Origin of the sequence: Anaerococcus sp. Marseille-P3625, from assembly GCF_900232825.1 — a bacterium.
In the GTDB taxonomy this organism is placed as follows: domain Bacteria; phylum Bacillota; class Clostridia; order Tissierellales; family Peptoniphilaceae; genus Anaerococcus.
This window is the reverse complement of sequence record NZ_OCTP01000011.1, coordinates 308309-332237: the sequence shown is the minus strand read 5'-3', so window position 1 is coordinate 332237 and position 23929 is coordinate 308309. Positions and strand designations below refer to the sequence as shown.

At 31.6% G+C, this 23929-nt stretch carries 43 protein-coding genes; 38 read left to right on the top strand and 5 right to left on the bottom strand.

Features of this window, described 5'->3' with window-relative positions; all coding sequences use genetic code 11:
• The first annotated feature begins 292 nt into the window (after window positions 1-292).
• Complete coding sequence (locus CS884_RS06910; protein WP_099321153.1) at window positions 293-2608, top strand: zinc ribbon domain-containing protein; 2316 nt, start codon at window positions 293-295, stop codon at window positions 2606-2608.
• Window positions 2609-3108: 500 nt separating this feature from the next.
• Here CS884_RS06910 and CS884_RS06905 read toward each other — a convergent pair whose 3' ends face one another.
• From CS884_RS06905 to CS884_RS06895, 3 genes are all read right to left on the bottom strand, one after another.
• Complete coding sequence (locus CS884_RS06905) at window positions 3109-4170, bottom strand: site-specific integrase (RefSeq protein WP_099321151.1); 1062 nt, start codon at window positions 4168-4170, stop codon at window positions 3109-3111.
• A 137-nt stretch (window positions 4171-4307) separates the two neighbouring features.
• Window positions 4308-5288, bottom strand: a complete 981-nt coding sequence (locus CS884_RS06900; RefSeq protein ID WP_099321150.1) for a hypothetical protein — start codon at window positions 5286-5288, stop codon at window positions 4308-4310.
• Between the two features lie 418 nt (window positions 5289-5706).
• Window positions 5707-6342 carry a LexA family transcriptional regulator gene (locus CS884_RS06895; RefSeq protein ID WP_099321149.1) on the bottom strand — a complete coding sequence of 212 codons (636 nt, stop codon included), beginning with the start codon at window positions 6340-6342 and terminating at the stop codon, window positions 5707-5709.
• Between the two features lie 158 nt (window positions 6343-6500).
• On the opposite strand from CS884_RS06895, the gene CS884_RS06890 reads away from it, so the two are divergent.
• Window positions 6501-6746: a DUF739 family protein gene (locus CS884_RS06890; RefSeq protein WP_099321148.1), complete on the top strand. Its 246-nt coding sequence runs from the start codon at window positions 6501-6503 to the stop codon at window positions 6744-6746.
• A 215-nt stretch (window positions 6747-6961) separates the two neighbouring features.
• On the opposite strand, the gene CS884_RS06885 is transcribed toward CS884_RS06890, so the two are convergent.
• Window positions 6962-7462 carry a hypothetical protein gene (locus CS884_RS06885; RefSeq protein ID WP_099321147.1) on the bottom strand — a complete coding sequence of 167 codons (501 nt, stop codon included), beginning with the start codon at window positions 7460-7462 and terminating at the stop codon, window positions 6962-6964.
• Window positions 7463-7656: 194 nt separating this feature from the next.
• On the opposite strand from CS884_RS06885, the gene CS884_RS06880 reads away from it, so the two are divergent.
• Genes CS884_RS06880 through CS884_RS06870 form a run of 3 tightly spaced genes read left to right on the top strand, consistent with a single transcriptional unit; the run spans window position 7657 to window position 8367 of the window.
• Entirely contained in the window at window positions 7657-7860 is a 204-nt protein-coding gene (locus CS884_RS06880; RefSeq protein WP_099321146.1) for a hypothetical protein, read from the top strand.
• A 9-nt stretch (window positions 7861-7869) separates the two neighbouring features.
• Window positions 7870-8139 carry a hypothetical protein gene (locus CS884_RS06875; protein ID WP_099321145.1) on the top strand — a complete coding sequence of 90 codons (270 nt, stop codon included), beginning with the start codon at window positions 7870-7872 and terminating at the stop codon, window positions 8137-8139.
• 9 nt (window positions 8140-8148) lie between these two features.
• Entirely contained in the window at window positions 8149-8367 is a 219-nt protein-coding gene (locus tag CS884_RS06870; protein WP_099321144.1) for a hypothetical protein, read from the top strand.
• Here the strand turns inward: CS884_RS06870 and CS884_RS06865 are convergent.
• Window positions 8326-8562, bottom strand: a complete 237-nt coding sequence (locus tag CS884_RS06865; RefSeq protein ID WP_099321143.1) for a DUF1883 domain-containing protein — start codon at window positions 8560-8562, stop codon at window positions 8326-8328. The genes CS884_RS06870 and CS884_RS06865 overlap by 42 nt on opposite strands.
• Before the next feature lie 55 nt (window positions 8563-8617).
• On the opposite strand from CS884_RS06865, the gene CS884_RS06860 reads away from it, so the two are divergent.
• The 33 genes from CS884_RS06860 (at window position 8618) to CS884_RS06725 (ending at window position 23891) form a co-directional block, all read left to right on the top strand.
• Entirely contained in the window at window positions 8618-8815 is a 198-nt protein-coding gene (locus CS884_RS06860) for a helix-turn-helix domain-containing protein (protein WP_099321142.1), read from the top strand.
• A gap of 13 nt (window positions 8816-8828) precedes the next feature.
• Window positions 8829-9026, top strand: coding sequence for a hypothetical protein (locus CS884_RS06855; RefSeq protein ID WP_257875766.1), 198 nt, complete (start codon window positions 8829-8831; stop codon window positions 9024-9026).
• 73 nt (window positions 9027-9099) lie between these two features.
• Entirely contained in the window at window positions 9100-9261 is a 162-nt protein-coding gene (locus tag CS884_RS10625) for a hypothetical protein (RefSeq protein WP_180753306.1), read from the top strand.
• 11 nt (window positions 9262-9272) lie between these two features.
• Window positions 9273-9461 carry a hypothetical protein gene (locus CS884_RS06850; protein ID WP_099321141.1) on the top strand — a complete coding sequence of 63 codons (189 nt, stop codon included), beginning with the start codon at window positions 9273-9275 and terminating at the stop codon, window positions 9459-9461.
• An 85-nt stretch (window positions 9462-9546) separates the two neighbouring features.
• Window positions 9547-9729: a hypothetical protein gene (locus CS884_RS10525; RefSeq protein ID WP_143434420.1), complete on the top strand. Its 183-nt coding sequence runs from the start codon at window positions 9547-9549 to the stop codon at window positions 9727-9729.
• An 8-nt stretch (window positions 9730-9737) separates the two neighbouring features.
• Window positions 9738-10007: a hypothetical protein gene (locus CS884_RS06845; protein WP_099321140.1), complete on the top strand. Its 270-nt coding sequence runs from the start codon at window positions 9738-9740 to the stop codon at window positions 10005-10007.
• Window positions 10004-10516 (top strand): YqaJ viral recombinase family protein, encoded by a 513-nt coding sequence (locus tag CS884_RS10840; RefSeq protein ID WP_257875768.1) that lies wholly within the window; start codon window positions 10004-10006, stop codon window positions 10514-10516. The genes CS884_RS06845 and CS884_RS10840 overlap by 4 nt, the downstream gene beginning before the upstream one ends.
• Window positions 10517-10531: 15 nt before the next feature.
• Entirely contained in the window at window positions 10532-10945 is a 414-nt protein-coding gene (locus CS884_RS10835) for a hypothetical protein (protein WP_257875767.1), read from the top strand.
• On the top strand, window positions 10938-11177 hold the full coding sequence (locus CS884_RS06835; RefSeq protein WP_099321138.1) for a hypothetical protein: 240 nt from the start codon (window positions 10938-10940) through the stop codon (window positions 11175-11177). The genes CS884_RS10835 and CS884_RS06835 overlap by 8 nt, the downstream gene beginning before the upstream one ends.
• Before the next feature lie 9 nt (window positions 11178-11186).
• Window positions 11187-12113 carry a recombinase RecT gene (locus tag CS884_RS06830; protein ID WP_099321137.1) on the top strand — a complete coding sequence of 309 codons (927 nt, stop codon included), beginning with the start codon at window positions 11187-11189 and terminating at the stop codon, window positions 12111-12113.
• A gap of 60 nt (window positions 12114-12173) precedes the next feature.
• A complete protein-coding gene (locus tag CS884_RS06825) occupies window positions 12174-12932 on the top strand; it encodes an HNH endonuclease (protein WP_099321136.1) in 759 nt (252 codons plus the stop codon).
• Entirely contained in the window at window positions 12913-13902 is a 990-nt protein-coding gene (locus CS884_RS06820) for a hypothetical protein (protein ID WP_099321135.1), read from the top strand. The genes CS884_RS06825 and CS884_RS06820 overlap by 20 nt, the downstream gene beginning before the upstream one ends.
• A complete protein-coding gene (locus CS884_RS06815; protein ID WP_099321134.1) occupies window positions 13895-14521 on the top strand; it encodes a hypothetical protein in 627 nt (208 codons plus the stop codon). The genes CS884_RS06820 and CS884_RS06815 overlap by 8 nt, the downstream gene beginning before the upstream one ends.
• On the top strand, window positions 14515-15006 hold the full coding sequence (locus tag CS884_RS06810) for a single-stranded DNA-binding protein (RefSeq protein WP_099321133.1): 492 nt from the start codon (window positions 14515-14517) through the stop codon (window positions 15004-15006). Before CS884_RS06815 ends, CS884_RS06810 begins: the two co-directional genes overlap by 7 nt.
• Window positions 15003-15350 carry a DUF1064 domain-containing protein gene (locus tag CS884_RS06805; RefSeq protein WP_099321132.1) on the top strand — a complete coding sequence of 116 codons (348 nt, stop codon included), beginning with the start codon at window positions 15003-15005 and terminating at the stop codon, window positions 15348-15350. The genes CS884_RS06810 and CS884_RS06805 overlap by 4 nt, the downstream gene beginning before the upstream one ends.
• Before the next feature lie 106 nt (window positions 15351-15456).
• The gene (locus tag CS884_RS06800; protein WP_143434419.1) at window positions 15457-15900 is read left to right on the top strand and encodes a hypothetical protein; all 444 of its coding nucleotides are present in this window, start codon (window positions 15457-15459) and stop codon (window positions 15898-15900) included.
• Window positions 15890-16315, top strand: coding sequence for a hypothetical protein (locus CS884_RS06795; RefSeq protein ID WP_099321130.1), 426 nt, complete (start codon window positions 15890-15892; stop codon window positions 16313-16315). Before CS884_RS06800 ends, CS884_RS06795 begins: the two co-directional genes overlap by 11 nt.
• Complete coding sequence (locus tag CS884_RS06790) at window positions 16312-16692, top strand: YopX family protein (protein WP_099321129.1); 381 nt, start codon at window positions 16312-16314, stop codon at window positions 16690-16692. The genes CS884_RS06795 and CS884_RS06790 overlap by 4 nt, the downstream gene beginning before the upstream one ends.
• Window positions 16693-16695: 3 nt before the next feature.
• Window positions 16696-16860, top strand: a complete 165-nt coding sequence (locus CS884_RS10620) for a hypothetical protein (RefSeq protein WP_180753305.1) — start codon at window positions 16696-16698, stop codon at window positions 16858-16860.
• Window positions 16861-16863: 3 nt separating this feature from the next.
• Window positions 16864-17058: a hypothetical protein gene (locus tag CS884_RS06785; protein ID WP_099321128.1), complete on the top strand. Its 195-nt coding sequence runs from the start codon at window positions 16864-16866 to the stop codon at window positions 17056-17058.
• A gap of 2 nt (window positions 17059-17060) precedes the next feature.
• The gene (locus tag CS884_RS10615) at window positions 17061-17237 is read left to right on the top strand and encodes a hypothetical protein (RefSeq protein ID WP_180753304.1); all 177 of its coding nucleotides are present in this window, start codon (window positions 17061-17063) and stop codon (window positions 17235-17237) included.
• Window positions 17234-17428, top strand: coding sequence for a hypothetical protein (locus tag CS884_RS06780; protein ID WP_099321127.1), 195 nt, complete (start codon window positions 17234-17236; stop codon window positions 17426-17428). Before CS884_RS10615 ends, CS884_RS06780 begins: the two co-directional genes overlap by 4 nt.
• Window positions 17429-17516: 88 nt before the next feature.
• Window positions 17517-17789 carry a hypothetical protein gene (locus CS884_RS06775; RefSeq protein ID WP_099321126.1) on the top strand — a complete coding sequence of 91 codons (273 nt, stop codon included), beginning with the start codon at window positions 17517-17519 and terminating at the stop codon, window positions 17787-17789.
• A 156-nt stretch (window positions 17790-17945) separates the two neighbouring features.
• Window positions 17946-18338 carry a hypothetical protein gene (locus CS884_RS06770; RefSeq protein WP_099321125.1) on the top strand — a complete coding sequence of 131 codons (393 nt, stop codon included), beginning with the start codon at window positions 17946-17948 and terminating at the stop codon, window positions 18336-18338.
• Window positions 18335-18739: a dUTP diphosphatase gene (dut, locus tag CS884_RS06765; RefSeq protein ID WP_099321124.1), complete on the top strand. Its 405-nt coding sequence runs from the start codon at window positions 18335-18337 to the stop codon at window positions 18737-18739. Before CS884_RS06770 ends, dut begins: the two co-directional genes overlap by 4 nt.
• A 69-nt stretch (window positions 18740-18808) precedes the next feature.
• On the top strand, window positions 18809-19363 hold the full coding sequence (locus CS884_RS06760) for an NAD(P)-dependent oxidoreductase (RefSeq protein WP_257875765.1): 555 nt from the start codon (window positions 18809-18811) through the stop codon (window positions 19361-19363).
• 57 nt (window positions 19364-19420) lie between these two features.
• Window positions 19421-19687, top strand: coding sequence for a hypothetical protein (locus CS884_RS06755; protein ID WP_099321123.1), 267 nt, complete (start codon window positions 19421-19423; stop codon window positions 19685-19687).
• Window positions 19688-19793: 106 nt separating this feature from the next.
• A complete protein-coding gene (locus CS884_RS06750) occupies window positions 19794-20228 on the top strand; it encodes a hypothetical protein (protein ID WP_099321122.1) in 435 nt (144 codons plus the stop codon).
• Window positions 20229-20472: 244 nt separating this feature from the next.
• Complete coding sequence (locus CS884_RS06745; RefSeq protein WP_099321121.1) at window positions 20473-20799, top strand: hypothetical protein; 327 nt, start codon at window positions 20473-20475, stop codon at window positions 20797-20799.
• A gap of 70 nt (window positions 20800-20869) precedes the next feature.
• Window positions 20870-21517: a hypothetical protein gene (locus CS884_RS06740; protein WP_099321120.1), complete on the top strand. Its 648-nt coding sequence runs from the start codon at window positions 20870-20872 to the stop codon at window positions 21515-21517.
• Window positions 21504-21839, top strand: coding sequence for a hypothetical protein (locus tag CS884_RS06735; protein WP_099321119.1), 336 nt, complete (start codon window positions 21504-21506; stop codon window positions 21837-21839). The genes CS884_RS06740 and CS884_RS06735 overlap by 14 nt, the downstream gene beginning before the upstream one ends.
• Window positions 21802-22209 (top strand): hypothetical protein, encoded by a 408-nt coding sequence (locus tag CS884_RS06730; RefSeq protein ID WP_180753303.1) that lies wholly within the window; start codon window positions 21802-21804, stop codon window positions 22207-22209. The genes CS884_RS06735 and CS884_RS06730 overlap by 38 nt, the downstream gene beginning before the upstream one ends.
• Window positions 22197-23891, top strand: coding sequence for a phage terminase large subunit family protein (locus CS884_RS06725; protein WP_099321117.1), 1695 nt, complete (start codon window positions 22197-22199; stop codon window positions 23889-23891). The genes CS884_RS06730 and CS884_RS06725 overlap by 13 nt, the downstream gene beginning before the upstream one ends.
• Window positions 23892-23929 lie beyond the last annotated feature (38 nt).

Here is a 23929-nt window from a genome sequence, read left to right as displayed (position 1 = left end):
AGCAAAATCGAACAAAATAGCAGAAACTAAAGTAAAAAAGAAAATAAATATTAAAAATTCAAAGATTCTTTTTACAATAATTTCCATATTTTTAGGCCTTGCTGTTGGAACTTTTGTATTAATATTTTCTGGTCACTAGCCAATTAAAGCCTATTCAGCCTTGATAAAGATCGATAGCTCCAAAGGCATCCTGCAAAGCTTACCTAACAATTGAAAATAAATAAATGTTTTGCTTTATAAATTTATGCTAATGATGTATATTAATATATATAAGCCGAAACGAGGAGATTAAATGTATTGTACTTATTGTGGTGCTAAAATAGATGGGGATGAAAAATTTTGCCCTGTTTGTGGAAATAAATTAAAAAATGAAAATTATTCAAAAATTTCAATTGAAGATTCAGTTGAAGATTTAGAAGAAAAAGAAAATTCCACCTATAAATCACTTACAGATAAAGAAAATCAAATAGAAAATAAGGAAAAAGAAGTAAGTTCTAATAGTAAATTTGACAATTTGCTTAAAAACTTCAAAATTAAGAAAAAAGCATCAGTAGATACAAATGCTGATAAAGAAAATGATGAAGTCTTTGATGAAAATATAATTGCTAAAGATAATGAAAAAATCGAGGAAAAAGCAGAAACTGATAACAAAGAAATTCCGTCAGCTTATTATGGCTACAATCCAACCGATGAAAGAAAAAGCAGATATATTAGGCATAAGGAAAATGGAGAAAGATTTTCTAATTTGCTTGATAAAAAACTAGCAAATAAAGGTGTAAAACTAAAGGAAAATCCATTCAATCAGTCAAATAAGATAAAAAACAAGACCACAAGAGAAAAAAATATTCCTTACGAATACGTTGAAGCTAGAGTAGCTAGGATTTTAAAATCTGATAATCTTAACGACTTGAAGCATAAAAAAGAAACTCTTGATCCTTCTAATATTCCACAAGCCATAAGATATTTTCAAAAAGAAAATTCAAATTCATATGTAGAAAAAGAAATTAAGGAAGATTTTTCACAAAAAAACCATGAATTTCCAAGAGAAAATAGGGAAATTTTAGAAAGCACAAAAGCGGTAAATGAAAATGTAGAAATAAAAGAGAGAAAAATAGAAGAAAATAAAAAACCTTTTTCTTTCAAGCCTATATATTTTCTACCAATCATTCTACTAGTAGCAGGAATAATAATTGCCTATTTATTCCTAAATAAAAAAGCAAAAGATGTAGAAATTGATCTTTCAAACTACATTAACGTTACATTTACAGGAGAAGATGGTCAAGCAAGCCCATCTGCTAGCCTAGATAAAGATCGTTTGTTAGCAGATTTTGGAAATCAAATTGTCTATAAGAAAAAAGATAGAAAATCTGACCAATATGATTCAGCCGCTAAACAATTTGTAGATGAACTTGAACAAACAACAAGCTTTAACTTTAGCAAGGATAACAACCTATCAAACGGTGAAGAGATAACTGTTGTGGCAAATATTTCAGACCAAAGTCTACTAGATAGCTACAACGTCTTATTTACAAGCACGATAAAGCCTGTGATAGTTGATAATCTAACTTTGGAAGAAAGCGTCGATCCTTTTAACTACATTAAGGTAGAATATGAGGGAGAAAGTCCAAATATAAATCTAAAGACAAGCCTAACAGAAGATGCTCCGGATTATATGTCACAAATTAAGATTAATCCAAGCAAAACCAGTGAATTATCTAGTGGAGAAGAATATCAGATTAGCTTAGAATTTGATCAAGATGCTCTCAAAAATGATTTTGGAGTAACTTTAAGTCCAATCGAAAAGACTTTCACAGTTGAAGAAAAAGAAAATGACCAAGAAAAATCAACTGATAACGAAGGATACATCACGACAGTAGATGATCTTGACAAAGATTTACTAGGAACATTAAAAGAGCATGCTGGAAAATTAATAAAAGAAACATTCCAAGAAAGATCATTTACAAAAATCTCAAATATAAATTATCTTGGCGCCATAACAGGTAAAAAATCTGGCGATGAAAACCTCAAAAACAGAGTCATGCTAATCTATGAGATAAAAACAAATGAAAATTATGAAGAAAAATACAAAAACGAATTTACCTACTATTCATTTGTAGAATATAAAAATGTTAAATCTAAAAAAGATGAAGATGGTAAATTCTACACTGATGGTCCACTAACAACCGACAATGAAATCTATCACAAATTCTTTGTTGAAGATGACTACACCTACTATGAAATTCCATACTATGGTTTCTCATTCTTAGACGAAGTATTAGACAGAGTAAACAATGCCCTATCAGGCTTGGAAATTGCAAATTCAATAGCTGTTGATCAAAATTCATACTTTACAAAATCAGATTCAGTAGCTGGAGAATATCAAGGAAATAACACAAGACTAAGTCTAAGAACAGATGGAACATTGAGATATCAAATAGAAAATAGAGTTCACCAAGGAACTTACCAAGAAAACAATGGAGAAGTTTCATTGACCATCCAAGGCGTAAACGTCGACACTCCAATCAATGGAAAATATGAAAATGGATCAATAAATATAAGTGAACAAGGCGAGATGAAGAGTCAAAGCTTTAATAAAATTCAAAGATAAAATAAAACCTGTAGCCAAAAGCTACAGGTTTTTTATCTATTAACATGGCAACAGTTATGAAGATTGCAATCTTAGGAACTCACTTTCTCAAAGTCTAGAGTTATCAATAAATTTTGTGGTTTAAAAATAAGTACAAAAAAATCAGACATTCAAGTCTGATTAAGATGGTTGTGGCCAAAGGATTCGAACCTTCGGAGCTCACCTTCTCAAAGCCTAGAGTTATCAATAAATTTTCTGGTTTAAAAATAAGTACAAAAAAATCAGACATTCAAGTCTGATTAAGATGGTCGGGGCCAAAGGATTCGAAGCTTTGGAGCTCACCTTCTCAAAGCCTAGAGTTAGCAATAAAATTTTGTGGTTTAAAAATAAGTACAAAAAAATCAGACATTCAAGTCTGATTAAGATGGTCGGGGTGAAAGGTCTTAAACATTAGGCTTTTGAGTGTTGATTTTGCAATGTTTTTAATTTGAATAACTACATAATAGCTACAACTATTTTTTCTAGGCAAATTTATCCATTTTTTCTGCAAAACTATTAATGTCTTGTTTTGGTTTTTTCTTGGTGACGTGGATGTATATGTCCATGGTGGTTTTTGAGCTTGCGTGTCTTAATCTTTCTTGTACAGATTTTACATCCCAACCAAAGTAGAAGAGTAGGCTTGCGTGGGTGTGTCTTAGGTCGTGGACTCTTATAGGCTTTAGGCCCAGGTCTTTTAAGGCTTTTTTTAGCCTAATATCAGGATCAGAGAGTCTTCTATATTCTCCCTTGTTGTTAGGAAATATTATATTGTTTTTTGATTGCAATTTCAGCTCTTTTAGTATAAGCAAAGTTTCTTTGTCTAACTCTATAAAGGCTTTAGATTTTTTTGTTTTAGGACTTGATACTACAAGTTTATTATCTATCCCTGTCGTAAGGGTTTTATTTATATCTACACCTTTTCTTTTAAAATCTATATCGTTCCAGGTCAAAGCTAAACATTCTCCTCTTCTTAATCCGGCGTAAATAAAAATTCTGAACATAGCTTTCCGATAAATATCATCATTAAAGTATTCTATGAGCCTATTTGCATCATCTGGTTCTAGGAAGTCCACTTTTTTGTCAGACTCTTTGAAGTTTGGCATAATTGGTATATTAAAGGGGTTTTCTTGTATCTTGTATATACCTTGTGCATAGTTCATTATCCTTTTAGCATGGTAATAATATTCTTTACCTTTTACAAATTGTGTGAGATTTAGAGCAAATTTCTGACAATCTTTAGTGGTTATATCTCCTATTCTTTTCTGGGCAAAGACTGGTAGGATATGAATCTTAAAGATGGTTGTAGTCGATTGTAGGGTTGCTTCCTTAACTTTAGTCTTATAAACTTCTAACCACTCATCATAGACCTGTTGGTAGGTTACGTTACCTTCAACACCGTTTTGATATTCTTCTAGCAATTGAGTATAGGCAAAGATTGCTGAATTTTTAGTTCTAAATCCGGATCTTGTTGTTACTTTTTCTCCTAGTCTGATTTGGAATCTGTATCTAGTTCCGCTTTTTATTTTGTAAGATTCAATTTTCATTTTTTCCTCCTATTATTTAACCTGTTATTTTTTGATTATTTTTGCTATAATAGGAATATAAGCATATTCGCACTATGTTTATATATCCTATTTAAAAAGATCCTTGCTTTTGTGGTGATTGTGGGGGTCTTTTTTATTTAATTCAGATACATAAATCCTGGTCCTGTTATCATATGCGGTACTGGCAACATATCTATGCGATTTGGTGTACTAGCATCTAGTGTAAATAAATTTATAGGCATTACCCATATTTGATTAAGCGAGTATCCAACTTTGACTGGGTTATTCGTTTCATCTATTATAGTTACATAGCATGGATAAGGGTCATATGAGGTGGTAATTAGTGTGGCAGCTGTAATTCCTCCTGGATAATTTTCTGGGTCTAACATATTGTCTATGCTACCACTATACGATAAAAACCACTTACCAAGAGGTTCTCCAAGCCCTATTGATTTCGCATAGCACCTTGCTAAATAATCTCTTAATTCATACGTGCTAAGCATCAATCTATAATCATTAGCAATATTAGGATCTAAGAAGGCATTAAAATTATCAATATACATACCATTAATATCAAAACCTTTCATACAGCTAGCTTTACCCCTAGAGTAAACATCTTCTCTGACTTTATATGCTTCTTTATCAATAGCATAATATATTGGCAAAGAATCAAGGGTTATTCCCAATTCTTGTGACAATTTAACACCTTCACTTATCATTGATTTTAAGGCATTTATAACCTGATCTTCAGGTACTTCATACCAAGTCATGCTATCTGATAAGTATTGCTCGTACATACTATTTGGGTTTTTATAAGCATTTAAGATAAGCTTGTCGCTAAAGTTTTCTACATTAATGGTGGGTTCTTTGCTGATAATTTCATCTATGGTCGGATTATTGGTTTTTGCTTCGGCAAGTTCCTTTTCAGGCTTCTTTTTATTTTCTTCAAGGTTTTTTGCTATTTGCTCGCTATAACTAAGTTCTTTTTCTTCGGCCTTAGATGTTGTTTGTGTTTTTGGTCTTGCATCATCTTTGACTTCCTTGGTATCATCTTTTTTAGTATCGCAACCTACAAGTGCTAGCATAGCAAGTGCAAGCACCAATGATTTTTTCTTCATAATTTTCTCCCTTTTCATCATCTAGCAAAACAACACTTTGTTTGAGCTTTGCATTTTGTTAGTAACTTGTTTAAATGTCTATTTATATATAATTTTAAATTTTATTAAAGTTTTGAATTAATAAAGTTTATCTTACTTTAGGCAGTAAATGAAATATATTGTTGTAAATTTCGCTTAAATATTTGTAAGTGAAATAATATCGAATATACTTCGCTTAAAAATATATAAGTGACGTTTAATACTTTTTATTAGATTAGGTTTAGCAGTTGCGAGCAATAATAAGTTTTATATCTTTTTGCATTATCAGAGGTAATGAACTCGGTTTTTATTAATTTATTTAGTAGAGTGTACGAAAAAAATCGTACACTTATTTTCCACCTTATAGGGTACAAAATGTACCCCAGTTAGTGTTTTAATCTTATCTACTAACTTTAGAATAAACACCTATAAGCTCTCCTAGTATTTGAAGGGGGATATCTTCGTATAAATCGATTATAATAGGGGAATAGAATTTATTTTCTGGTTGGAGTATTACTTGATTGCCTTTGCTGTAGTATCTTTTTAGTGTGACATCTTCATCATAATAAACTGCTGCTATTTTTCCGTTTTCAACTATTGGAGTTTTTCTCATAAAAGCTATATCACCATCGTGGATACCTGCATCGATCATAGAGTCACCTCTTGCTATAAGACAAAAATCAGGCTGATCTAAGTCCTCATCTATTTGAAATATCCCCTCAAAGTTTTCTTCACAAAACATAGGTTGACCACAGGCTATTTCTCCAAGTATTGGAACATTTACGAATTTTTTTATTATTTTTATTCCTGGGATTTTGGAGTAGTCTGGATCATCTTTCCATCCCATTAGATAGCCTGGAGTAGTATTTAGGGCTTTAGCGAAAACCGATATTTGTGATTGTGATAAATCTCGATTTCCTAATTCTATTTTAGAAATTGCACTCTTTGATTTGTAACCCGTTTTCAATGCTAGCTCTTCTTGAGTCATATTTAACTCAATTCTTCTTTTCTTTATATTTTGATTTAGAGTAGCCATTTAGTACCTCCTTTTTATATATACATTCTATCATTAAGTCGCCATATCGTCAATAATTTTATACGTTTGAGAAAAAAATTGAAAAATTTTAAGAAAATAGTAGACAAAAAGGAAACTTTGCTGTATAATAATTTTAACGATAGGAAAGGAGGTAATGAATGACAAATAGTGTTTTGTTAAATTATAAAATCAAAGTGAGTGGTTACCGTTTAGGATTTCTAGCTGAAAAGCTTGGATTATCAAGGGCTGGACTATATAACAAAATTAATAACAAAACTGAATTTTTGGCAAGTGAAATTCAAGCCTTGAGTGATTTATTAAATTTAGATCCTTCAGATAGACAAGAAATTTTTTTTGATGAAAAAGTAGACGATTTGGACACTATTAAGAAGCTTAGTTGTTAAAAGAAAAATAAAATAATGGCCTTAAAGTAGAGGAGACTTATATGGAAGATTTTACCATATCACTATTGGTAGTGCATTTGATAATTGATGTAGCAATTTTATACAGCATCCACAAATTTAAAGAATAAACATCTTAGAAAAAATCACAGGAGGAAGACATGGAAATATTAACCACAGTGTTTTTAGTTATACACTTAATACTTAATTTGATAATTTTATGCAGACTTAACGAAGACAAGTGGAAATGATTTATTTTTGCTAAAATAATCTATTCTTTGACTAGCATCTATGCAAACGTCTATTAAATGTTCTTTTTCTAATATATAAAAAGTCATATTTTTGAGTTGGAAAGGGGACAAGATAAGATTATGTAAATCAGTTGGAAAATCTTTTTCTTCAGGCATAGGGGGAAGGGTAGGGAAATCAGACCTAGACATATTTATTTGATTTTGCTTATCGAAAATCTCGAAAACATTGAAATATTGTATAGGCAAATTATGGTTTGTTATTTGAGTTTTAAGTTTTATATCTTCAATCATTAAAGATTTTGAAGAATTATTAAGAATATCAAAATTAAGCCTAGTATATTTTCCCATACGTTTATAGGTTGGATTTAGAAGAATTAATTCAAATCTATTGGCCTTATTAGATTGCCAAACAGAAAAGAATGATGCGACTAAGGCTAGTAAAGAAATGATTGTATTGAATTTTTGCATATTAATCTCCTAAATTATATTTACTTACATTATAGCTTATAGGAAAAATTATTAAAAGGACAAAAAGGAGACTTAAAATGGTTGATTTTATAAAAAGAATTAGAAACAGAATCAAATTAAAGAGATTTGAAAAAGGAAATTTTCTTGGTGGATTAAGAAATAATAATGATCTTTAAAATATGAGGGCAAATTAAATGGAAAAATTAGAAATTGCAAAAGATATAGAGTACTTGGAACTCGCATTATCACATTATGAGAAAAAGTATAAAAGAAAATATAATTTAAGCTTTGAATATCAAATAGATATAAGAGATGATAAAGGAAATTTTCTTGGCGGATTAAGAAATAATAACGATTTTAAGCAAAGTAAAAGGATGTCAGATTTTAAATTAGATTAGGAGGGAAATATGAAATTATCTGATGTAAAAGAATTTTTAAAATTCAGAAGAAAATTTAGCAAATTGGAGTGGGAAGAACTAAACAAGTGTGTAGATTATCAAGAAAGAAAAAGAGCCGATCAAATAATTTTGAACGACTCTGATATTGAAGAAATACTTAATAGAATTTATTCATGTTCAAATCATTCTGTAAATATTGATATCAAACAAGAAAAACTTTCTTCGGATCATATAGATCTTATTACAAAAACAATAGAAAAATTAATCACACAAAGATAAGGAAAAATTATGAAAATTATGTCAAAAAATGAAGAGAATAAAGCCTTTAAAGAAATTTTAGAGATTATGTCAAATTATAATATGACTTTTAAGAATTTGGATGACCTTGTTGAGGATGTGAGAGTCTTTTTAGAAGAGAATCTCGAGGTAAATAAAAAGGATGTAGAAATCTACATCCAATTCATATCAGATAAATCTATAGCTGCAGGCACTATTCTCAACGATTAAATACCAGCGCTTTGTACCCTTAACTGTTATCCTTACAGGGTTTTGCTTATAATAGCCGCCATAGTAATTAAATGATTGACCTTGTTTGTATCTATTGTAGTTGGTCTGATCAAGTAAAAACACATTGGATTGGTTTTTAAGTATTACCTCTGCTGTTAGAATACCATTGCTATCGCAGTAAGGAATTTTTACCATAAGGCCTCCTTTCTTCATTTTTATATATTATACCACATATAGGGGGTTATATAAAATGAATACTACATATAGTAGAATAAGAGATTTGAGGTTGAAAAATAAGAAGACTCAAAAAGAAATAGGAGAGATTTTAGGAACTAGTGCTAATATGTATCAAAAGTATGAGTATGGACAAGTGGAATTGCCTGTTAGGCACGCAAAAAAATTAGGTAAGTATTTCAAGTTTAATTGGTGGGAACTTTACGAAGATTAAATTAGGAGAAAAAATGGAAAAAGTGGAAGAAAGGTTGACTGTTTTAAAAGACTACATGACTTTAAGCGATATGAAAAATTATTTTCAAATCTCTACAAGGACTGTAGATAATTGGGAGAAAGATGGTCTTAAAATTTGTTTTTTAAATCGAGAGTCAAAATATTACAAGAAAGAAGATATTATAGAGTTTTTAGATAGTAAGAGAGCTTAGGAGGATAAATGCTAATTGATATTGAAAAAGTAAAGATAGGTGACCGTATCAGAAAAGATATGGGGGTGCAAATATGAAAATAAAGGATCTAAAAAACTTATTAGACATTTACGATGAAGATGAGGAAATAGAAAGTCTTATAAGAGTTGATGGAGCAGATTATGTGGTAGAAATAAAAGGTTTATTTGCTGATAATGAAGCTGATAAAATTTATATATTTTCTAAAGATGAGTAAGGGAGGAATTTATGATGAGTATTAGAATTAACGAATTATTTGCAAGTTTGGATAAAAGAAGAGTTTTGAGAGAAGAAAGAAAGCAAAAGGAGGCAAGGGAGAATTTTTATAGAAGTGAAGAGATCAGAAAAATGAACCTTAGAGGAAGAAAAGAAAATTTTAAAAAAGTTTGTGAGATCTATGATGAGTGCTTGGCATAAAAAAATCTCGCTTGAATGTAGGAATTTAGCGAGATTGAACAAAAAATATTCTCTATTACTATACCATTTGTAAAGGATATTTAAAGTGAATTGCTACGATTTTGATGAGTTTAGAAGAAAGATTATGACTATTTCTGATGATGGTCTTACTACTCTACTTGAGTGTTTGACTAGTAATAAGGATTTAAAGGATAGGGAAGATAAGATTTTATTGCTTAAATTAGAGATTAAAAGGCGTTTTAAGTTGAAAAATTATTTAGATAAGTAGGAGAGAGTATGAGAGTAACTTTTACAAAGTGTATTTATAAAGATTATGAGGTGGATATCCCATATAAGGAGTTTGTTGAAGACTTTTCTGAGAGCGAGCATGAGGCAGTTTTGCAGTATATGTTTAAGGCAAACAAGATCAATGAAGAAGTTGAGATCAACAACATAAAGATTGGAAAGCTTGATGATGAAGACCAAGAGTATTGCGATATGCTTTATTGTCAAGATGTGGAAGATGATAGACTTCTTAATTTACAGTATGAGGAGGGCTTGCTATGACTAATGCTATTGCTAATGTTGCAAAGCTTAGCAGGGAGGATTGGCTAAAGCTTAGACAATTAGGGATTGGCGGTTCTGATGGGGCGGCTGCGTGTGGTTTGTCACATTGGAAAAGTCAAGCACAGCTATTTTTGGAAAAGACGTCAAAGGTTGAGATTTCCGATAATGAATCGGAGGCTTTAAGACAAGGGCGAGATTTTGAAGATTATGTTGCTGGAAGATTTACTGAGGCGACTGGTAAAAAAGTGCGTCGTGATAATTTTATGATGTGCGATGTGGATTATCCTTTTCTGATTGCTGATATTGACAGAAGAGTAGTGGGAGAAGATGCAATCCTTGAGTGTAAAACTACCAGCCCTTATAACCGATATAAGTGGGAAGATGGAGCAATTCCAATAGAGTACGAGCTTCAATGCTTGCATTATATGAGTGTGACTGGTGCTAAAAAGTGTTATTTGGCTTGTTTGGCATTTGGTAGTGAATTTGTTATCCGTGAGATTGATTGGTAAGGTGAAACTATAAAGATGCTTAGGGATAAGGAAATTGAGTTTTGGACTGAGTATGTAGAAAAAGACCTAATGCCAGATCCTGATGGGTCAGTAGCTTTTGATGATGCTTTAAAGGCACGATTTAAGGGTGGTATTGAGGATAGTATAAAGCTAGATGTTGATGTAAATTCTTATGAAATATACAAGGCAAATAAAGATTTGATCAAAGATTTGGAAGATAGGAATAGAAAATTCGAGCAAGATTTGAAGATCCAGCTTGCTGATAATAATTACGGAGAAACAAGTTATTTTACTGTAAGTTACAAGCCGTCAATTTCTGTAAGGCTTGATACTAAGAGGATAAAAAAAGAAGCACCAGAAATTTATGACAAGTATGGAAAAGAAAGTGAAAGCAGAAGATTTTTTATTAAGGAGATTGTAAGTGAGTAATAGAAACAAAAATTATGCTGATGTTTTAAGTGACATAACAAAAGATTATATTGAGACATTAAAAAGTGAAATTACTAGGCTGAGAGTTGAAAAGGCTCAGCTCATAAATAAACAACATGAGATTTTAGGGCAGTTAGATTTAGCTAGAGAACAAAGGGACAAATACTATCAAATGACAGAAAAACTCGAGAAAAAAATATCAGTATTAGAAGAACAAAACGAGGGTTTATAGGAGGATTACATGACTAACGCAAAACAAGCATTAAGCAAAAAGACAAATGGTAAACCAGCACCACAGGACAATGTAAGAAATTTACTAATGAGTATGAAAGGCGAGATCAAGAATGCTTTACCTCAATATTTACCAACTGAAAAGTTTATAAGAACATCATTAACTGCTATAAATAGCAATCCGAAGCTACTAGCTTGTAGCCCTCAATCTCTTATTGCAGCGGTTATGAACTCCGCACAATTGGGGCTTGAGTTTAATACTCCACTTGGGGAGGCTTATCTTATCCCTTACGAAAATAAAAAAACAGGTATCACAACGGTTAATTTTCAAATCGGCTATCAAGGACTTTTAAAGTTAGCACACAATACGGGTCAATTTAAAAGAATTACTGCTAAAGAGGTTCACGATAATGACAAGTTTTCCATTGATTATGGTACAGGTGAGATCGTTCATAAGCCAGTTATTCGAGGAGAAAGCGGAGAGGTTATAGGATACTACGCTGTTTATGAAACTAAAGAGGGTGGCAGAGATAGCTTTTATATGAGTAAGGAAGATGCGGAAAACTACGGAAGAACATTTTCTAAGTCATATAGTTCTGGACCTTGGACAAGCAATTTTGATGCAATGGCGAAAAAATCTTGCTTGATACAAGTTTTAAAATACGCACCTAAAGCTATCGATAAGCCAGAGTTGGGTCAAGCTATAGCCTTTGACAATCAAGTGTTTAAAGCTTCAGTTTTTGATAAAGAAACTGGCGGAATTACTTACGATATTGACTATGAAGTTGTTAGCGAGGAAGAAAAGGCGAAAGATCCAAAGACTTTGCAAGTATCCGATGACGATAGCAAGAGTAAAAAAGTAGACAAAGATACGGGAGAAATTTTAGAAGATGATTTCTTTTCTGATGACTTTGTGCCAGTTGGTGAAAATGAATAATTGATGAATAATTTTTGTAAAAAAGATGATGATTTTCGTATTGAGGTGGTGGTGTGCTAGATGGCAAATAGAAAAACAATTAGTAAGAAATTAAGGTTTGAAGTTTTTAAGAGGGACTCTTTTACTTGCCAATATTGTGGAAAAACAGCACCAGACGTTATTTTGGAGGTAGACCATATAAATCCGGTAAGTAAAGGCGGTACTAATGATTTACTGAACTTAATAACTTCATGCAGAGATTGCAATAGAGGAAAATCAGATAGGAAATTATCAGATGATTCAATGGTAACAAAACAACAAAAAGAACTAGAAGAATTACAAGAAAAGCGAAATCAAATAGACATGATGCTAGAATGGCGCGAAGAATTAAAAAGTTTAGATGATGATGTAGCAGAAATACTTTGCGCAGAGTTTGAAAAAGCAACAGGCTATGGAGTCAAGGAACATGGGAAAAAGCAAGTTAAAAAGTGGGTTAAGAAATATAAGCTAAAAGACTTGTTAGAAGCTATGGATAGATCAATAATTCAGTATCCAAATGTTTATAAAGCCTTTGATATGATACCAAGAATTGCTTATTATGTAGCAAATCCAGAAACCACAATAGATACAGATTTATATTATATAAGCGGAATCTTGAACAATAGGCTTTATTATTATAACAAACCAGTAGGAATTAATTATCTAAAAAGAGCATCTAAATACATTGATAAAGACTACTTAACCGAGGTTGCAAAGACGGTTAAGAATTGGACAGAATTTAAAGAGATTATGGAATACATAATCGAGATAGAGGCAGGATATGAGCAAAACAATTGTTGAACGTGATTTTTGGAATGACGAACAGATCATAGATGAGTTTTCTCCCGAGGATAAATTGTTTATGATGTATCTCTTAACTTGCCCGAGAGGTAATGCGATAGGAATTTTTAAGTTACCGATTAAGCTTATGGCTTTTGAAATTGGTTATAGTCCTGAAGCTATAAGAACATTAGTTGATAGATTTATGAACAAGTATAAAAAAATTTCTTATAATTATGAAAATCAAGAAATTGCAATACACCATTCGTTAAAATACACAATAAATAGTGGAGGAAAACCTATAGAAGAAATGGCGAGTAGAACACTTGAAGGAGTAGATAGCCTTGATCTAATTATGGTTGTTTACAAAAGTATGAAAAGTTGGTGGCAATTATCAAAAAGAGATATCGATAAAAAGATTATGAAGCTTTTTGAAGATGAAATTGAGAAAAGGAAATCTATATATACTTATACTAATACTTATACTAATACTTATACTAATACTTATTCGCCTACCGATTCGTGTAACGATTCGGAAGAATGTGATGATTTCAACAATCCTCAAGATGAAACAGATATCGATACGTTGCCCGATTCGTCTACCGATACGTGGAAGAGTCAAATCATTAATTCCTGGAATAAGCTTGATGTAAACATACCTAAGATGCAGTCCCTAAATGCTGGTACGGATAGATATAAGATGACCAAAGCAAGGATTAACGAAAACGGAATAGACAAGGTTTTAGATACAATTAAGTCGATTGATGACAGTACTTTTCTCAAAGGATATGTTAATGACTTTGTAATTACTTTTGACTGGTTTATCCGACCTAATAACTTTGTGAAAGTTATGGAGGGCAATTACTTAGACAAGTCATATACAGGTCAAGCTGTAAATTCGGAGCAGATAACATACGCAGAAGTAGCAAGGAAAAAGAGATTTGAAAAGATGTTGGAAAACAAAAAGGAGTTAGGAGAAATAAATGATTGATAAATTAGCTAGAGTAGATACTTACAAGGGATATATGTTTTTTATAAAACACATTTACCGAGATAAAGAATACGACAATATTTTTAGAGAAATGTTAGAAGGAACTCTTATGTCGACTGATTGGTATAACGGATATGTGATTTTACCAGATGACCACGAATTAGTTGATAAGTTTTATGGAGAATTTGAAAAAGAGTACGACATAGAAGTTCATGGAGGAATAACTTTTTCGGATTATCTGAGTAAAATTATGGATTTAGAGGTTATGGATCTTGAAGATGGATATGTACTTGGTTTTGATTGTAACCATGCAGGGGATAATCCTGTACATTGCAACCAAAGATACGTAGAAAATGAATGCAAAAAGCTTATAGACCAATTAATAAATCTTGATGATTGCAAAGTGAATAATAAAAACAAAGAAGTTGATCTAGTTAGGAATATTGATAGCAAGTCTAGGCTTGTTGTCAAGCATGTATTGAGCGATAAAGTCTTTTGGGTTATTGAGGAAAACCACGAGGGCGAATGGATTGAAGTTTTAAAGATTTGTGAAATTCGGGCAGAGGCTGATTCGGTTGTTAATTTTTATTTGGAAAATAGGAGTAGGAATTTATGCTAAATAAGGTGATCTTAATCGGAAGATTGGTTAGAGATATAGATTTACGATATACGCAGGCAAATAAAGCGGTGGCAAATTTCACACTTGCTTGTGATAGGCAGATGACTAGGGAGAAAAGGGAGGAGGCGGAAGCTAATTCCTATCCTACCGCTGATTTTCCAAAAGTTGTAGTTTGGGGCAAGCAGGCAGAAAATGCTAGCAGATATCTAAAAAAGGGCAGTTTGTGTGCAATTGAAGGGAGAATTGAAACTGGATCTTATGACGATAGGGAAACAGGCAAGAAAGTTTATACCACTACGGTTATTGCGGATAGGGTGGAGTTCTTAAATAGCTCAAATTCTTCGCAGAATTACGCGGGAGCGAAAAATAACGAAAAGACATATAAATATATGGCTAATGAAAATAAAACGCATACAGAGCAAAATAACGATGATTTCTTTGGGGATGATTTTGAAGAGTTTGACAATGGGGTGATTCCGTTTTGAGCTATAGGAAGTACAAGAACAAAAAAGTTGTTGTTGATGGTCATAAGTTTGATAGTATCAAGGAGTCGCACAGATATGGTGAGCTTAAACTTTTGGAAAGGGCAGGAAAAATCAAGAATTTACAGCTACAACCTAAGTTTGAGCTTATCCCGACTATTAGGACAGACAAAGAAACTTTGCCAAAGATTTCCTATATCGCCGATTTTATGTATCAAGATTGTGAGTCTGGAAAGATGATAGTGGAAGAAGTGAAGTCAGTAGCTACAAAAACTCGTGTATATTTATTAAAAAAAAGATTATTTTTGCAAAAATATACAGATTATGATTTTAGGGAGATTATGTAAGTTTTGTTAGGGGGAGAATATGAAGAGTGGAATTGTAATAAGAAGAAAATACTTAGGTTATGAAGTTATTGTTAAAAGAATAGATTGGAGTGACAACCCGCATTTTATGCCTTATTCGTTTGATGTGAATACTTTTTGGTATTGTGGATATGTTGTTATTCCTAAAACACATCCTTACTATGGTGTGGATTATAATGATTTAGTAGATTTGTTTGATGTTCATGGTGGGTTAACTTATTCTGGTAGGCTTTACGAAGTAGGTGAGTGGGTTCTTGGTTTTGATTGTAATCAAGCAGATGATAATCCATTTCGTGAAGATCAATATTATACACTAGAAGAATGTTTGAGTTTGGTAGATCAAATAATTAAAGCACAAAATATAAACGAAGGTTGTTATTGTTTGCATCTTAGGGAAAGTCAGTTGGATGTTATTATTAATGCTTTGAGAGTAGCTTGGGATACTTATCAAGAAGACTGTGCTGATACAAGTGAAATAGAAGATTTGGAAAATATTATAGATGAACTGGTGGAGTTGAGAAATGAAGACTAAGGAATTTATAAAAAGAGTTGAAGAGTTGGGGTTAGATGTAGATATTAAAAACGGATACATCAATATTGATGGTGATTATTTTAATGGATGTTATATTAGCATTGATGAGCCTTTTACAATAAATACTGACTTTGGAGGGGTAAAAAAACCACTATTTGACTTGCTTGTTGAGTATGCTTCTACACCTCCAGAGGATAGAGAGGAAGAGAAGAAGTTTTATTTGAAGCATAGGTGGATGGCATATGAAAATGAAAATAATCTAACACTTTGTTTTCCGACAGGTAAGTATTATTTGAGTCACAGTACTGAAAATAACGGTTATAAAACCACATTTACCCTTAAAGAAATTGAAGAAATCAAGAAAAAGTTTGATACTGATTTAGCTGATTTTGAGTTGGTGGAGGTTGAGGAATGATACCTAAATTTAGAGCATATTTTAATAAATACAAAAGAATGATTTATAACATTGGTGTTGTAAATGAAAACAGCATTTTAGTTGATTTTAACGGAGATGGAGACTGTGAATATATGTTTATTACAAACGATATAAGTTTAATGCAATCCACAGGTTTGAAAGACAAAAATGGTAATGAGATTTACGAGGGAGATATCTTAAAAACTAGATCAAGAGGTTTTGTAGAAGTGAGACATGAAGATGGGAATACTGTAGCAACTTATAAAAGTGGTGCTAATACTAGAACTACTTTAGTTTTGAGCAGTTTTCTAGATAAGTATCAGATTTCGATTATTGGCAATATTTACGAAGATAAAGAATTGTTAGATGAGGTTTAAAGAATGAAAGTTAAAGATTTGATTAAAAAATTATCTTATTTTGACGATGAAGATGATGTTTTAGCTTATTTTTATGATAAAGAAAACGATATCGAGTATGAATGTGATTTTAAAGTAGATTATGACGTAGCTCCTTATTTGAATTTGGAAGAAATTAAAAGGTATTGATTTATGAAAGTAAAAGATTTTTTAGAATGGTTCGATAATTTTGATCCAGAAAGTGAATTAAAAATTGAATTGTTTGAGGAAATATATAACGGAAATTTAGGATGTAGTGAAGAAATTTATACACCTTTAGATTTGTCAGATGCTAATTATTTAGATGAAACTGATACTGTTTTTGTGACTTTGGAATGGGGAGATTAAATATGAAATTTAATTATGTTTTAGAGTACAAAGAGCCTTATATTATAAATACTGAACTAACAAAAAATAGAACGTGCCAGACCTATAGGTGGAAGCAGTTAGCAGTTGCTGAAAATAAAGAAGATTTAGTGACTTACTTAGTAGGACATGAATATACAAGAAGGATCGTAAAGAGATGAACATACAAAGGAAAAATCAAATGTCTTTGATATTGTGCAGTTTTACAAGTCTACTAAAGGAGTTTAATTTTGGTTTAGAGATATTCAAGGATGGTAGCATCGTGTTTGTTGATGGCAACAATAACGATAGATACAAGATTAGTGCAGAGGATTTTCAAGATTTATATGATAAGACGGAGGTGGGAGAATGAATATATTAGATACAATATTCTGGGTTGTTATAGGAAGCTTGATAGGTAATGCAATCATATTGATAACAAAAATATGGAGGGATAAATAATGAGTGGAGGATGTTTAAGTTATATTTGTTATACCATTGAAAATAATTTAGTTGGTGAAATGCAAGATGAGTTCATGAATGAATTTGTAAAAGATTTTGCTGAACTAACTCATGATTTGGAATGGTGGTTGTCTCGTGATTATGGAGAAGAAACTTATAGAGAAAGTCTAAAGGAATTTAAAAACAAATGGTTTAAAAATTATGATAAGAGAGAAAATGAAGCTATTTTAAGAATTAAAGAGAGAGCTATAAGAGAGATTAGCGAGCTATGAATTTATATATGCTTAAATTGCTAACTTTTTTATGATTGCAGTTTTCTTTAAAGAAAGCTTTGAGTTGGCTGATATGAAGAAGGCAAGAAATGATAGCCAAGGTTTTAAATGGAAGACTTGTAATGGGTGAATATTTCAATGATACGGAGGAAAATTATGATGTTTAAAGCAAAAATCCTAGATATAGATAAACTTATAAAAGATACCGACTTTGTAATAGAAGGTAAGGAAAAAGGCTATATAGACGAAGAAAATTATGTATATGGCTATTATATAGAAGGCTACATTGTAGGACCAATAGTAGATGTAGGAGATGACCACATAGACCTAGAGTATTGGTGCAAGGTAGATAAAAATACGGTAGTAGAAGTGGATAGTCCAGAATTTATAGTAGAGGAATTGGGCACATATAGAATTAGAAAAACGGTAGAAGCTACAAATGGAATCTATGCACAACTTGCATATGTCCGTTGGAAAGATAAAAGCCTACCTAGAGAATTTCATACAATAAGACTTGAAAATATGAATTTAGAGGAAATAAAAGAATGAGATATAAAGCACCATATGAATTAAGCAAAGATAAAGGAGACCAGGGCTGGGATATAAGGGCTGATAAAGAAGTTGTTCTTTTATCTGGTGATACAAGACTGATAGAAACCGGATTATTTTTTGAATTTGATAAGGGTTATTATGCAGATGTTAGAGCTAGGTCTGGTTTATCATCTAAAGGTGTTCTTTGTCATACTGGTTTAGTTGATAGTGGATATAGGGGCGAGATTAAAGTTTGTCTTACAAATTTGAGTAAAAACTCTTATGTTATAAAAAAAGGTGATAGGATAGCCCAGTTAGTATTTGGTCAAGAAATTAATGTTTATCCTTGTAAAGTAGATGAAATAAATTTAGATACCAGCCGAGGTGATAAAGGTTTTGGATCAAGTGGCAAGAAATAGAAAGAGGAAAAGAAGATTATAGATAGAGAAAAAGATAAAAACGCGCTGGATTATAACCCTAATAACAATATGTTTGTAATTATGGGGGCAAGCAATCATTCAGACTTTACAAGAGTACAACACGATTATTATGCTACTGATCCACAAGCGGTTGAAGAACTATTGAAGGTAGAAAGCTTTGATAAAAACATATTAGAGCCTTGTTGTGGTGAGGGCCATATTTCAAAAGTACTTGAAGAAAATAAATATAATGTAACTTCTAGGGATCTGTATTATCGCGGATATGGAGTAGGAGGGATGGATTTTTTTACAACTACAAGTTGGCATGAAGATATAATTACTAATCCACCCTATAAGTATGCTAAAGAGTTTGTAGAGCATTCTATTAAGATTATAGATGATGGCAAAAGGCTAGCAATGTTGCTTAAAATACAGTTTTTAGAAAGTGTAAAACGTAGAGAACTATTTGAAGAAAATCCACCTAAGTACGTATATGTATTTAGCAAGAGGGCTAATTGTGTTAGAAATGGAGTTTTTACAAATTATCCGTCAAGTGCTGTTTGCTATTGCTGGTATATATGGGAAAAAGGCTTTAAAGGTGAACCGGTTATCAGGTGGATATAAAAATATTTATGTGATTAATTTTGATCTACATAATAAAGCAATTAAGAAAGGTTTAGAATGTTTAGATACAAAGGTGGCACTTCTATAGGTAAAAAGATGAAAGCCGAAAGAGTCTACAAAGAAGAAATGGCAAGAATCGCTAAGTCAGATACAACTGTTTTTCTTGTAGAAAGATTTCTTGCTTTAGTTGTGGAAACTCTAAAAGATGAGTTTGGATTTGGCCCAGTAAGACTTGAAAGATTTAAAAAAAGACTTGAATTAAAACTTGATTGTATTACTTTGGATTATGTCAATTGGAGCGATATACTAAAAGAAAACGATTAAAAATCGACAAAAAAGTGTGTGAAAAAATCACAAAATCGAAGAAAAACTAGGCATAATTATCAATATGCTTTATTATGGTAAAATATTTCCAAAATACGGAGGGATAGTGCAAGAGTTTTATAAATGTCTTTGCAAGGAAATTTTAAAAAAATACTTGCAAGTGAGAACTACTACAAAAGAAATAGATGACAAGATAACCGAAATTAGTGATCGATTGACTAATATTACAGTTAGGTATGGGGATGAATCTGTCCAAGGCGGAGGGAGAAATCTTGACGATACATATATAAATAATATAGCTAAGAGAGCTATGTTAGAACGCAATAACAGAGTTAACAAGGCCCTAGTTAGAATGGTAGAAAACGCTTTAACCTACCTTGATGAGAAAGAAAAAGATATAGTAATGACTCTTTATGCTTATGGAGAAAGAGGAGCAGTATATGAGTTGATGGACAAGTATCATTATGAAAGAGCCCAGATATATAATATAGCCAATGAAGCCTTAAAGGTATTAAGCTATAAAATGTTTGGCGATGCGTAAAATTAGAAAATCATTAGACACATTAAAAATAAAAATGGATTATAATATAACTGTATAGTAGTATCAAGGTCACTTTACCCATTAGTACCTACGTCTAGCCTAAATGAATTGTTACACCAAACACTCCTGAAAGAAATATTTTTACCGACCTTGATCTACTACATCATTTGTCAGTTTCCCTAGCTTTGATTTATTCAAAGCTTTTTTTATTTATAAATTTGTGAAAAATAGCAAGGAAAGAGTTATGAAGCATAAAGATATCAGCAAAGTTGATCATGATAATAAAATAATGGATACCGAAAAATCAGAAAATAACTTGTATATTATTAAGACTAAAAAGCCTTACACAGTCAAGGACTATTTCCCAAATTATAGTTATGATTATGAACATAAAGATATAGAACAAGAATCTAAAGCTATGATTAATAATTTGCATGACTTTATAGAAGATAACTCCGAACTTGCTATTTCTCAATATTCAAGCAAAGACGAAGAGGCCATTATAGAGGGTTTTGCAAGAGCCATAGCCTTAGTAGAATTATACATAAAGACAATATATTTAGAAGAATAGGAGGTGTTTTAAAATTGCAAAGACAAAGATAGACAGCAAGAAAAAAATACCTCCTAAAATTAAACTTTTAATGGATAGTCCATATATTGATGAAGTAAATAGAATGATTGATATTAAGACCAGCATACAATCTATAAAAGAATATCTAGATAAGCAGGGTTTTAATATATCGTGGGCCTATTTAGGCCAATACAGGAAGATAAGACAAGCTTATTCAGCCGAAGAAAACAACCTAAAGGATTTTATCAACAAAGCACCAATTGCTAAACTCATAGAAGAACAAGAAAAAGAAATCCAGCCAGGTTCTGAAACAAACAAGCTTAAAAATGATTTAGAGTTTTTGGATATGGTTATTCAATCCGGAGCAGATCAGCTAAAAAACTTGATTAAAGAAAATGACTATTTTATCACTATAGAAAATGTATTTAAAGCTATAGAACTAAAAGATAAATTAACAGACGGAGCATTGGGAGGATTAACTCAATTTGGTATTAAAAACTTGCAAGAAATCACCGAAAAAAAATATATGCAACTGTTGCAGTCAATGTTTACTCATATACCAGATGATGAAAAACAAAAGGTATTATCAGAACTTGAAAACGTAGAGGAAGAATATTACAAAGCCACAGACTATTATGAAGATTATTTACGAAGTATAGGAAAAAGCGAAAAAGAAATACAAAGAAAACTAAAGGAAATTAGCGATGATGGGAATTAATTCAGCTAGCAAATATTTAAAAACTAAATATAGCAAAGACAAATTAATTAATGGTGCTGTTGATACCCTAATTACTAATTTTTTTATTGACGTTTCAGAGGGTAGAGTTAGAGCAAAAAATGTAGAAGATTTAAACCGATTAATTAATATAAGTTTAATGTTAAAGAGCATGGATAGTGGAGATGGAGACAATAAAGCTTTATTACTTGATACATTGGGATTAAGCGAAGATGATAGTCTTAAAGAACTATATAGCAGAATGTTGATACATTTAAACACCACTAATGATGAAGAAAATAGGCCTAAAGATGGATTATTCTAGTATTTATGGAAAATTAAAATCTTCTAACGATTTAAGTATTGATTTTAGGGAATATGAAATAAGCGGCTTAGATAAGAAAAGACTTATTTTAGAAATTAACGGTTATAAAGTTATAGGATATATAAATGCCAATGAATTTATAGATCCAGAAACAGTTAAAAGATATTATGGGGAAGATGCAGATTTTTTGAAATTTTGCTATTATCCTTATTTAAGAATTATAATAAAAAACCCTAACAGTATTGAGGATAGAGAATATATTTTGCACCTAAACAAAGCTAGCTTTACAAGTGGATTGCAAGAGCTAGACCTATATAAAACAAGTGAAAATATACAAAGTCTAGGTGGTATTTTACCATGGATGAATTAAACATTATAGATAATGTAAATTCTTTTAAGTCTAGCTATTTAGCTAAAAAGTCTATAGAAGATACCATTATTAGAAGCTTTCCAGCCTTATGGGCTTTAAAATATAAGCCTATAAAGTCAAAGCCAATGACCTTTGTTTCAGATCATAATCCTTTTGCTCATAGACCATGGCAAGAATCAATTTTAAATGATAATCACCCTAATAAAGTTATACAAAAAGCTAGGCAGTTAGGCATGAGTGAGTTAGCTACAGCCGAAGTTTTATGGTTTGCAGATACTCACGACAATGTAAATATAATGTATACATTCCCTACAATGGCACAAATGGCGGATTTTTCAAGAACTAGAGTAAGTCCGGTTATTAAAGACAGCCCACATCTACAAAGACAAGTTGCTAAAGACTTAAATAACGTATCAAGTAAGAAAATAGGCACATCTAATATCTTTATGAGAACATCAGGAGATGGATCACAAGGTGAGGGTGCAGATATTGATATGTATTGTGCAGATGAGTACGACAGAATGAGGATAGGAACTGAATTAGCTTTTAAAGAGTCAATGTCATCTTCTAAGTATGGATTAATGCGTAGATGGTCAACACCAACATTACCAGGTATTGGAATAAATGAATTATACGAAAAGTCAGATCAGAGAAGATATTTATACAAATGTAAACATTGTAATACTTGGCAAGAAATAACTTTAGATAATATTATTCAAGTAAAAGATGGATATAATCCTATAACAGAAGAAATAGAAAATGGCACTTATGAATATAGGTGCATTAAATGTAGAAAGCCTTTAGACAGATGGCAGGTTGGCAAATGGATTGCTAAAAAACCTCAAATCAAAGATACTAGAGGTTATTTTATTTCACAATTAAATGCTTTACACATTTCAGCAGATTCTATTATGCGTAGAAAATTAGAATATCCATTCAAACAGTTATTCTATAATTATGTATTAGGAGAACCTTATGCCAATAAAGGTTTAGAGATAGGGGAAAATGATGTAAAGACTCATATTGTAGCAGGTCATGAAGAAATCAATAGAACAGATGAATTTATAGCATACATAGCTGGTATAGATTGGGGAGAACCTACATGGGTACTGGTTATTGGAATTAGGCCTAATATGACTTTACAAGTTGTGTGTATGCGAGAATTTAAACGTTCTAATATAATGCCACTAATGGATGTTAAGCAAGTAATATCTTTGTTAAAGCCATTTAATCCAGATTTGATAATAGCAGATGCCGGTTATGGTGCAGATAAAAATACAGAATTATTAAGAGCTTTCCCATATTCAGCCTATGCTTGTACATGGACAACTACTACTGGCCCCTATTCAGCAGTAAACTTTACAGATCATTGGAACGATCAAAGAAGAATGGTAAAGGTAGATAAAACTTCTAAGATGCAAAGGACTATACAAGCGGTAAAGCAGGGTTTTATAGGCTTTTATTCTTATCAAGATGAGATGACACAGATACTTACAAAACATTTGATAAATGTACAAATCCTTGATAGAGATAAAGATGGATACATTTACCAAGTAGCAACAAGAAAAGGCCCAGATCATTTGGCTTGTTGTTTAGCTTATGCACTAATAGGAGTTGATAAGTATACACAGTATGGATCTAAAATATCTAAAGGTTACCAGATGGACTTAGTAGAATTTTAAATATAATAATTTATTTAAGGCGGTTTTTGCCGTCTTTT

What these genes read in the sequence shown, in the direction of transcription:
- CS884_RS06910 (WP_099321153.1), top strand. Translation starts at nt 293, where the DNA reads ATGTATTGTACTTATTGTGGTGCTAAAATAGATGGGGATGAAAAATTT.
- CS884_RS06905 (WP_099321151.1), bottom strand. Translation starts at nt 4,170, where the DNA reads ATGAAAATTGAATCTTACAAAATAAAAAGCGGAACTAGATACAGATTC.
- CS884_RS06900 (WP_099321150.1), bottom strand. Translation starts at nt 5,288, where the DNA reads ATGAAGAAAAAATCATTGGTGCTTGCACTTGCTATGCTAGCACTTGTA.
- CS884_RS06895 (WP_099321149.1), bottom strand. Translation starts at nt 6,342, where the DNA reads ATGGCTACTCTAAATCAAAATATAAAGAAAAGAAGAATTGAGTTAAAT.
- CS884_RS06890 (WP_099321148.1), top strand. Translation starts at nt 6,501, where the DNA reads ATGACAAATAGTGTTTTGTTAAATTATAAAATCAAAGTGAGTGGTTAC.
- CS884_RS06885 (WP_099321147.1), bottom strand. Translation starts at nt 7,462, where the DNA reads ATGCAAAAATTCAATACAATCATTTCTTTACTAGCCTTAGTCGCATCA.
- CS884_RS06880 (WP_099321146.1), top strand. Translation starts at nt 7,657, where the DNA reads ATGGAAAAATTAGAAATTGCAAAAGATATAGAGTACTTGGAACTCGCA.
- CS884_RS06875 (WP_099321145.1), top strand. Translation starts at nt 7,870, where the DNA reads ATGAAATTATCTGATGTAAAAGAATTTTTAAAATTCAGAAGAAAATTT.
- CS884_RS06870 (WP_099321144.1), top strand. Translation starts at nt 8,149, where the DNA reads ATGAAAATTATGTCAAAAAATGAAGAGAATAAAGCCTTTAAAGAAATT.
- CS884_RS06865 (WP_099321143.1), bottom strand. Translation starts at nt 8,562, where the DNA reads ATGGTAAAAATTCCTTACTGCGATAGCAATGGTATTCTAACAGCAGAG.
- CS884_RS06860 (WP_099321142.1), top strand. Translation starts at nt 8,618, where the DNA reads ATGAATACTACATATAGTAGAATAAGAGATTTGAGGTTGAAAAATAAG.
- CS884_RS06855 (WP_257875766.1), top strand. Translation starts at nt 8,829, where the DNA reads ATGGAAAAAGTGGAAGAAAGGTTGACTGTTTTAAAAGACTACATGACT.
- CS884_RS10625 (WP_180753306.1), top strand. Translation starts at nt 9,100, where the DNA reads ATGAAAATAAAGGATCTAAAAAACTTATTAGACATTTACGATGAAGAT.
- CS884_RS06850 (WP_099321141.1), top strand. Translation starts at nt 9,273, where the DNA reads ATGATGAGTATTAGAATTAACGAATTATTTGCAAGTTTGGATAAAAGA.
- CS884_RS06845 (WP_099321140.1), top strand. Translation starts at nt 9,738, where the DNA reads ATGAGAGTAACTTTTACAAAGTGTATTTATAAAGATTATGAGGTGGAT.
- CS884_RS10840 (WP_257875768.1), top strand. Translation starts at nt 10,004, where the DNA reads ATGACTAATGCTATTGCTAATGTTGCAAAGCTTAGCAGGGAGGATTGG.
- CS884_RS10835 (WP_257875767.1), top strand. Translation starts at nt 10,532, where the DNA reads ATGCTTAGGGATAAGGAAATTGAGTTTTGGACTGAGTATGTAGAAAAA.
- CS884_RS06830 (WP_099321137.1), top strand. Translation starts at nt 11,187, where the DNA reads ATGACTAACGCAAAACAAGCATTAAGCAAAAAGACAAATGGTAAACCA.
- CS884_RS06825 (WP_099321136.1), top strand. Translation starts at nt 12,174, where the DNA reads ATGGCAAATAGAAAAACAATTAGTAAGAAATTAAGGTTTGAAGTTTTT.
- CS884_RS06820 (WP_099321135.1), top strand. Translation starts at nt 12,913, where the DNA reads ATGAGCAAAACAATTGTTGAACGTGATTTTTGGAATGACGAACAGATC.
- CS884_RS06815 (WP_099321134.1), top strand. Translation starts at nt 13,895, where the DNA reads ATGATTGATAAATTAGCTAGAGTAGATACTTACAAGGGATATATGTTT.
- CS884_RS06810 (WP_099321133.1), top strand. Translation starts at nt 14,515, where the DNA reads ATGCTAAATAAGGTGATCTTAATCGGAAGATTGGTTAGAGATATAGAT.
- CS884_RS06800 (WP_143434419.1), top strand. Translation starts at nt 15,457, where the DNA reads ATGCCTTATTCGTTTGATGTGAATACTTTTTGGTATTGTGGATATGTT.
- CS884_RS06795 (WP_099321130.1), top strand. Translation starts at nt 15,890, where the DNA reads ATGAAGACTAAGGAATTTATAAAAAGAGTTGAAGAGTTGGGGTTAGAT.
- CS884_RS06790 (WP_099321129.1), top strand. Translation starts at nt 16,312, where the DNA reads ATGATACCTAAATTTAGAGCATATTTTAATAAATACAAAAGAATGATT.
- CS884_RS10620 (WP_180753305.1), top strand. Translation starts at nt 16,696, where the DNA reads ATGAAAGTTAAAGATTTGATTAAAAAATTATCTTATTTTGACGATGAA.
- CS884_RS06785 (WP_099321128.1), top strand. Translation starts at nt 16,864, where the DNA reads ATGAAAGTAAAAGATTTTTTAGAATGGTTCGATAATTTTGATCCAGAA.
- CS884_RS10615 (WP_180753304.1), top strand. Translation starts at nt 17,061, where the DNA reads ATGAAATTTAATTATGTTTTAGAGTACAAAGAGCCTTATATTATAAAT.
- CS884_RS06780 (WP_099321127.1), top strand. Translation starts at nt 17,234, where the DNA reads ATGAACATACAAAGGAAAAATCAAATGTCTTTGATATTGTGCAGTTTT.
- CS884_RS06775 (WP_099321126.1), top strand. Translation starts at nt 17,517, where the DNA reads ATGAGTGGAGGATGTTTAAGTTATATTTGTTATACCATTGAAAATAAT.
- CS884_RS06770 (WP_099321125.1), top strand. Translation starts at nt 17,946, where the DNA reads ATGATGTTTAAAGCAAAAATCCTAGATATAGATAAACTTATAAAAGAT.
- dut (WP_099321124.1), top strand. Translation starts at nt 18,335, where the DNA reads ATGAGATATAAAGCACCATATGAATTAAGCAAAGATAAAGGAGACCAG.
- CS884_RS06760 (WP_257875765.1), top strand. Translation starts at nt 18,809, where the DNA reads ATGTTTGTAATTATGGGGGCAAGCAATCATTCAGACTTTACAAGAGTA.
- CS884_RS06755 (WP_099321123.1), top strand. Translation starts at nt 19,421, where the DNA reads ATGTTTAGATACAAAGGTGGCACTTCTATAGGTAAAAAGATGAAAGCC.
- CS884_RS06745 (WP_099321121.1), top strand. Translation starts at nt 20,473, where the DNA reads ATGAAGCATAAAGATATCAGCAAAGTTGATCATGATAATAAAATAATG.
- CS884_RS06740 (WP_099321120.1), top strand. Translation starts at nt 20,870, where the DNA reads ATGGATAGTCCATATATTGATGAAGTAAATAGAATGATTGATATTAAG.
- CS884_RS06735 (WP_099321119.1), top strand. Translation starts at nt 21,504, where the DNA reads ATGATGGGAATTAATTCAGCTAGCAAATATTTAAAAACTAAATATAGC.
- CS884_RS06730 (WP_180753303.1), top strand. Translation starts at nt 21,802, where the DNA reads ATGATGAAGAAAATAGGCCTAAAGATGGATTATTCTAGTATTTATGGA.
- CS884_RS06725 (WP_099321117.1), top strand. Translation starts at nt 22,197, where the DNA reads ATGGATGAATTAAACATTATAGATAATGTAAATTCTTTTAAGTCTAGC.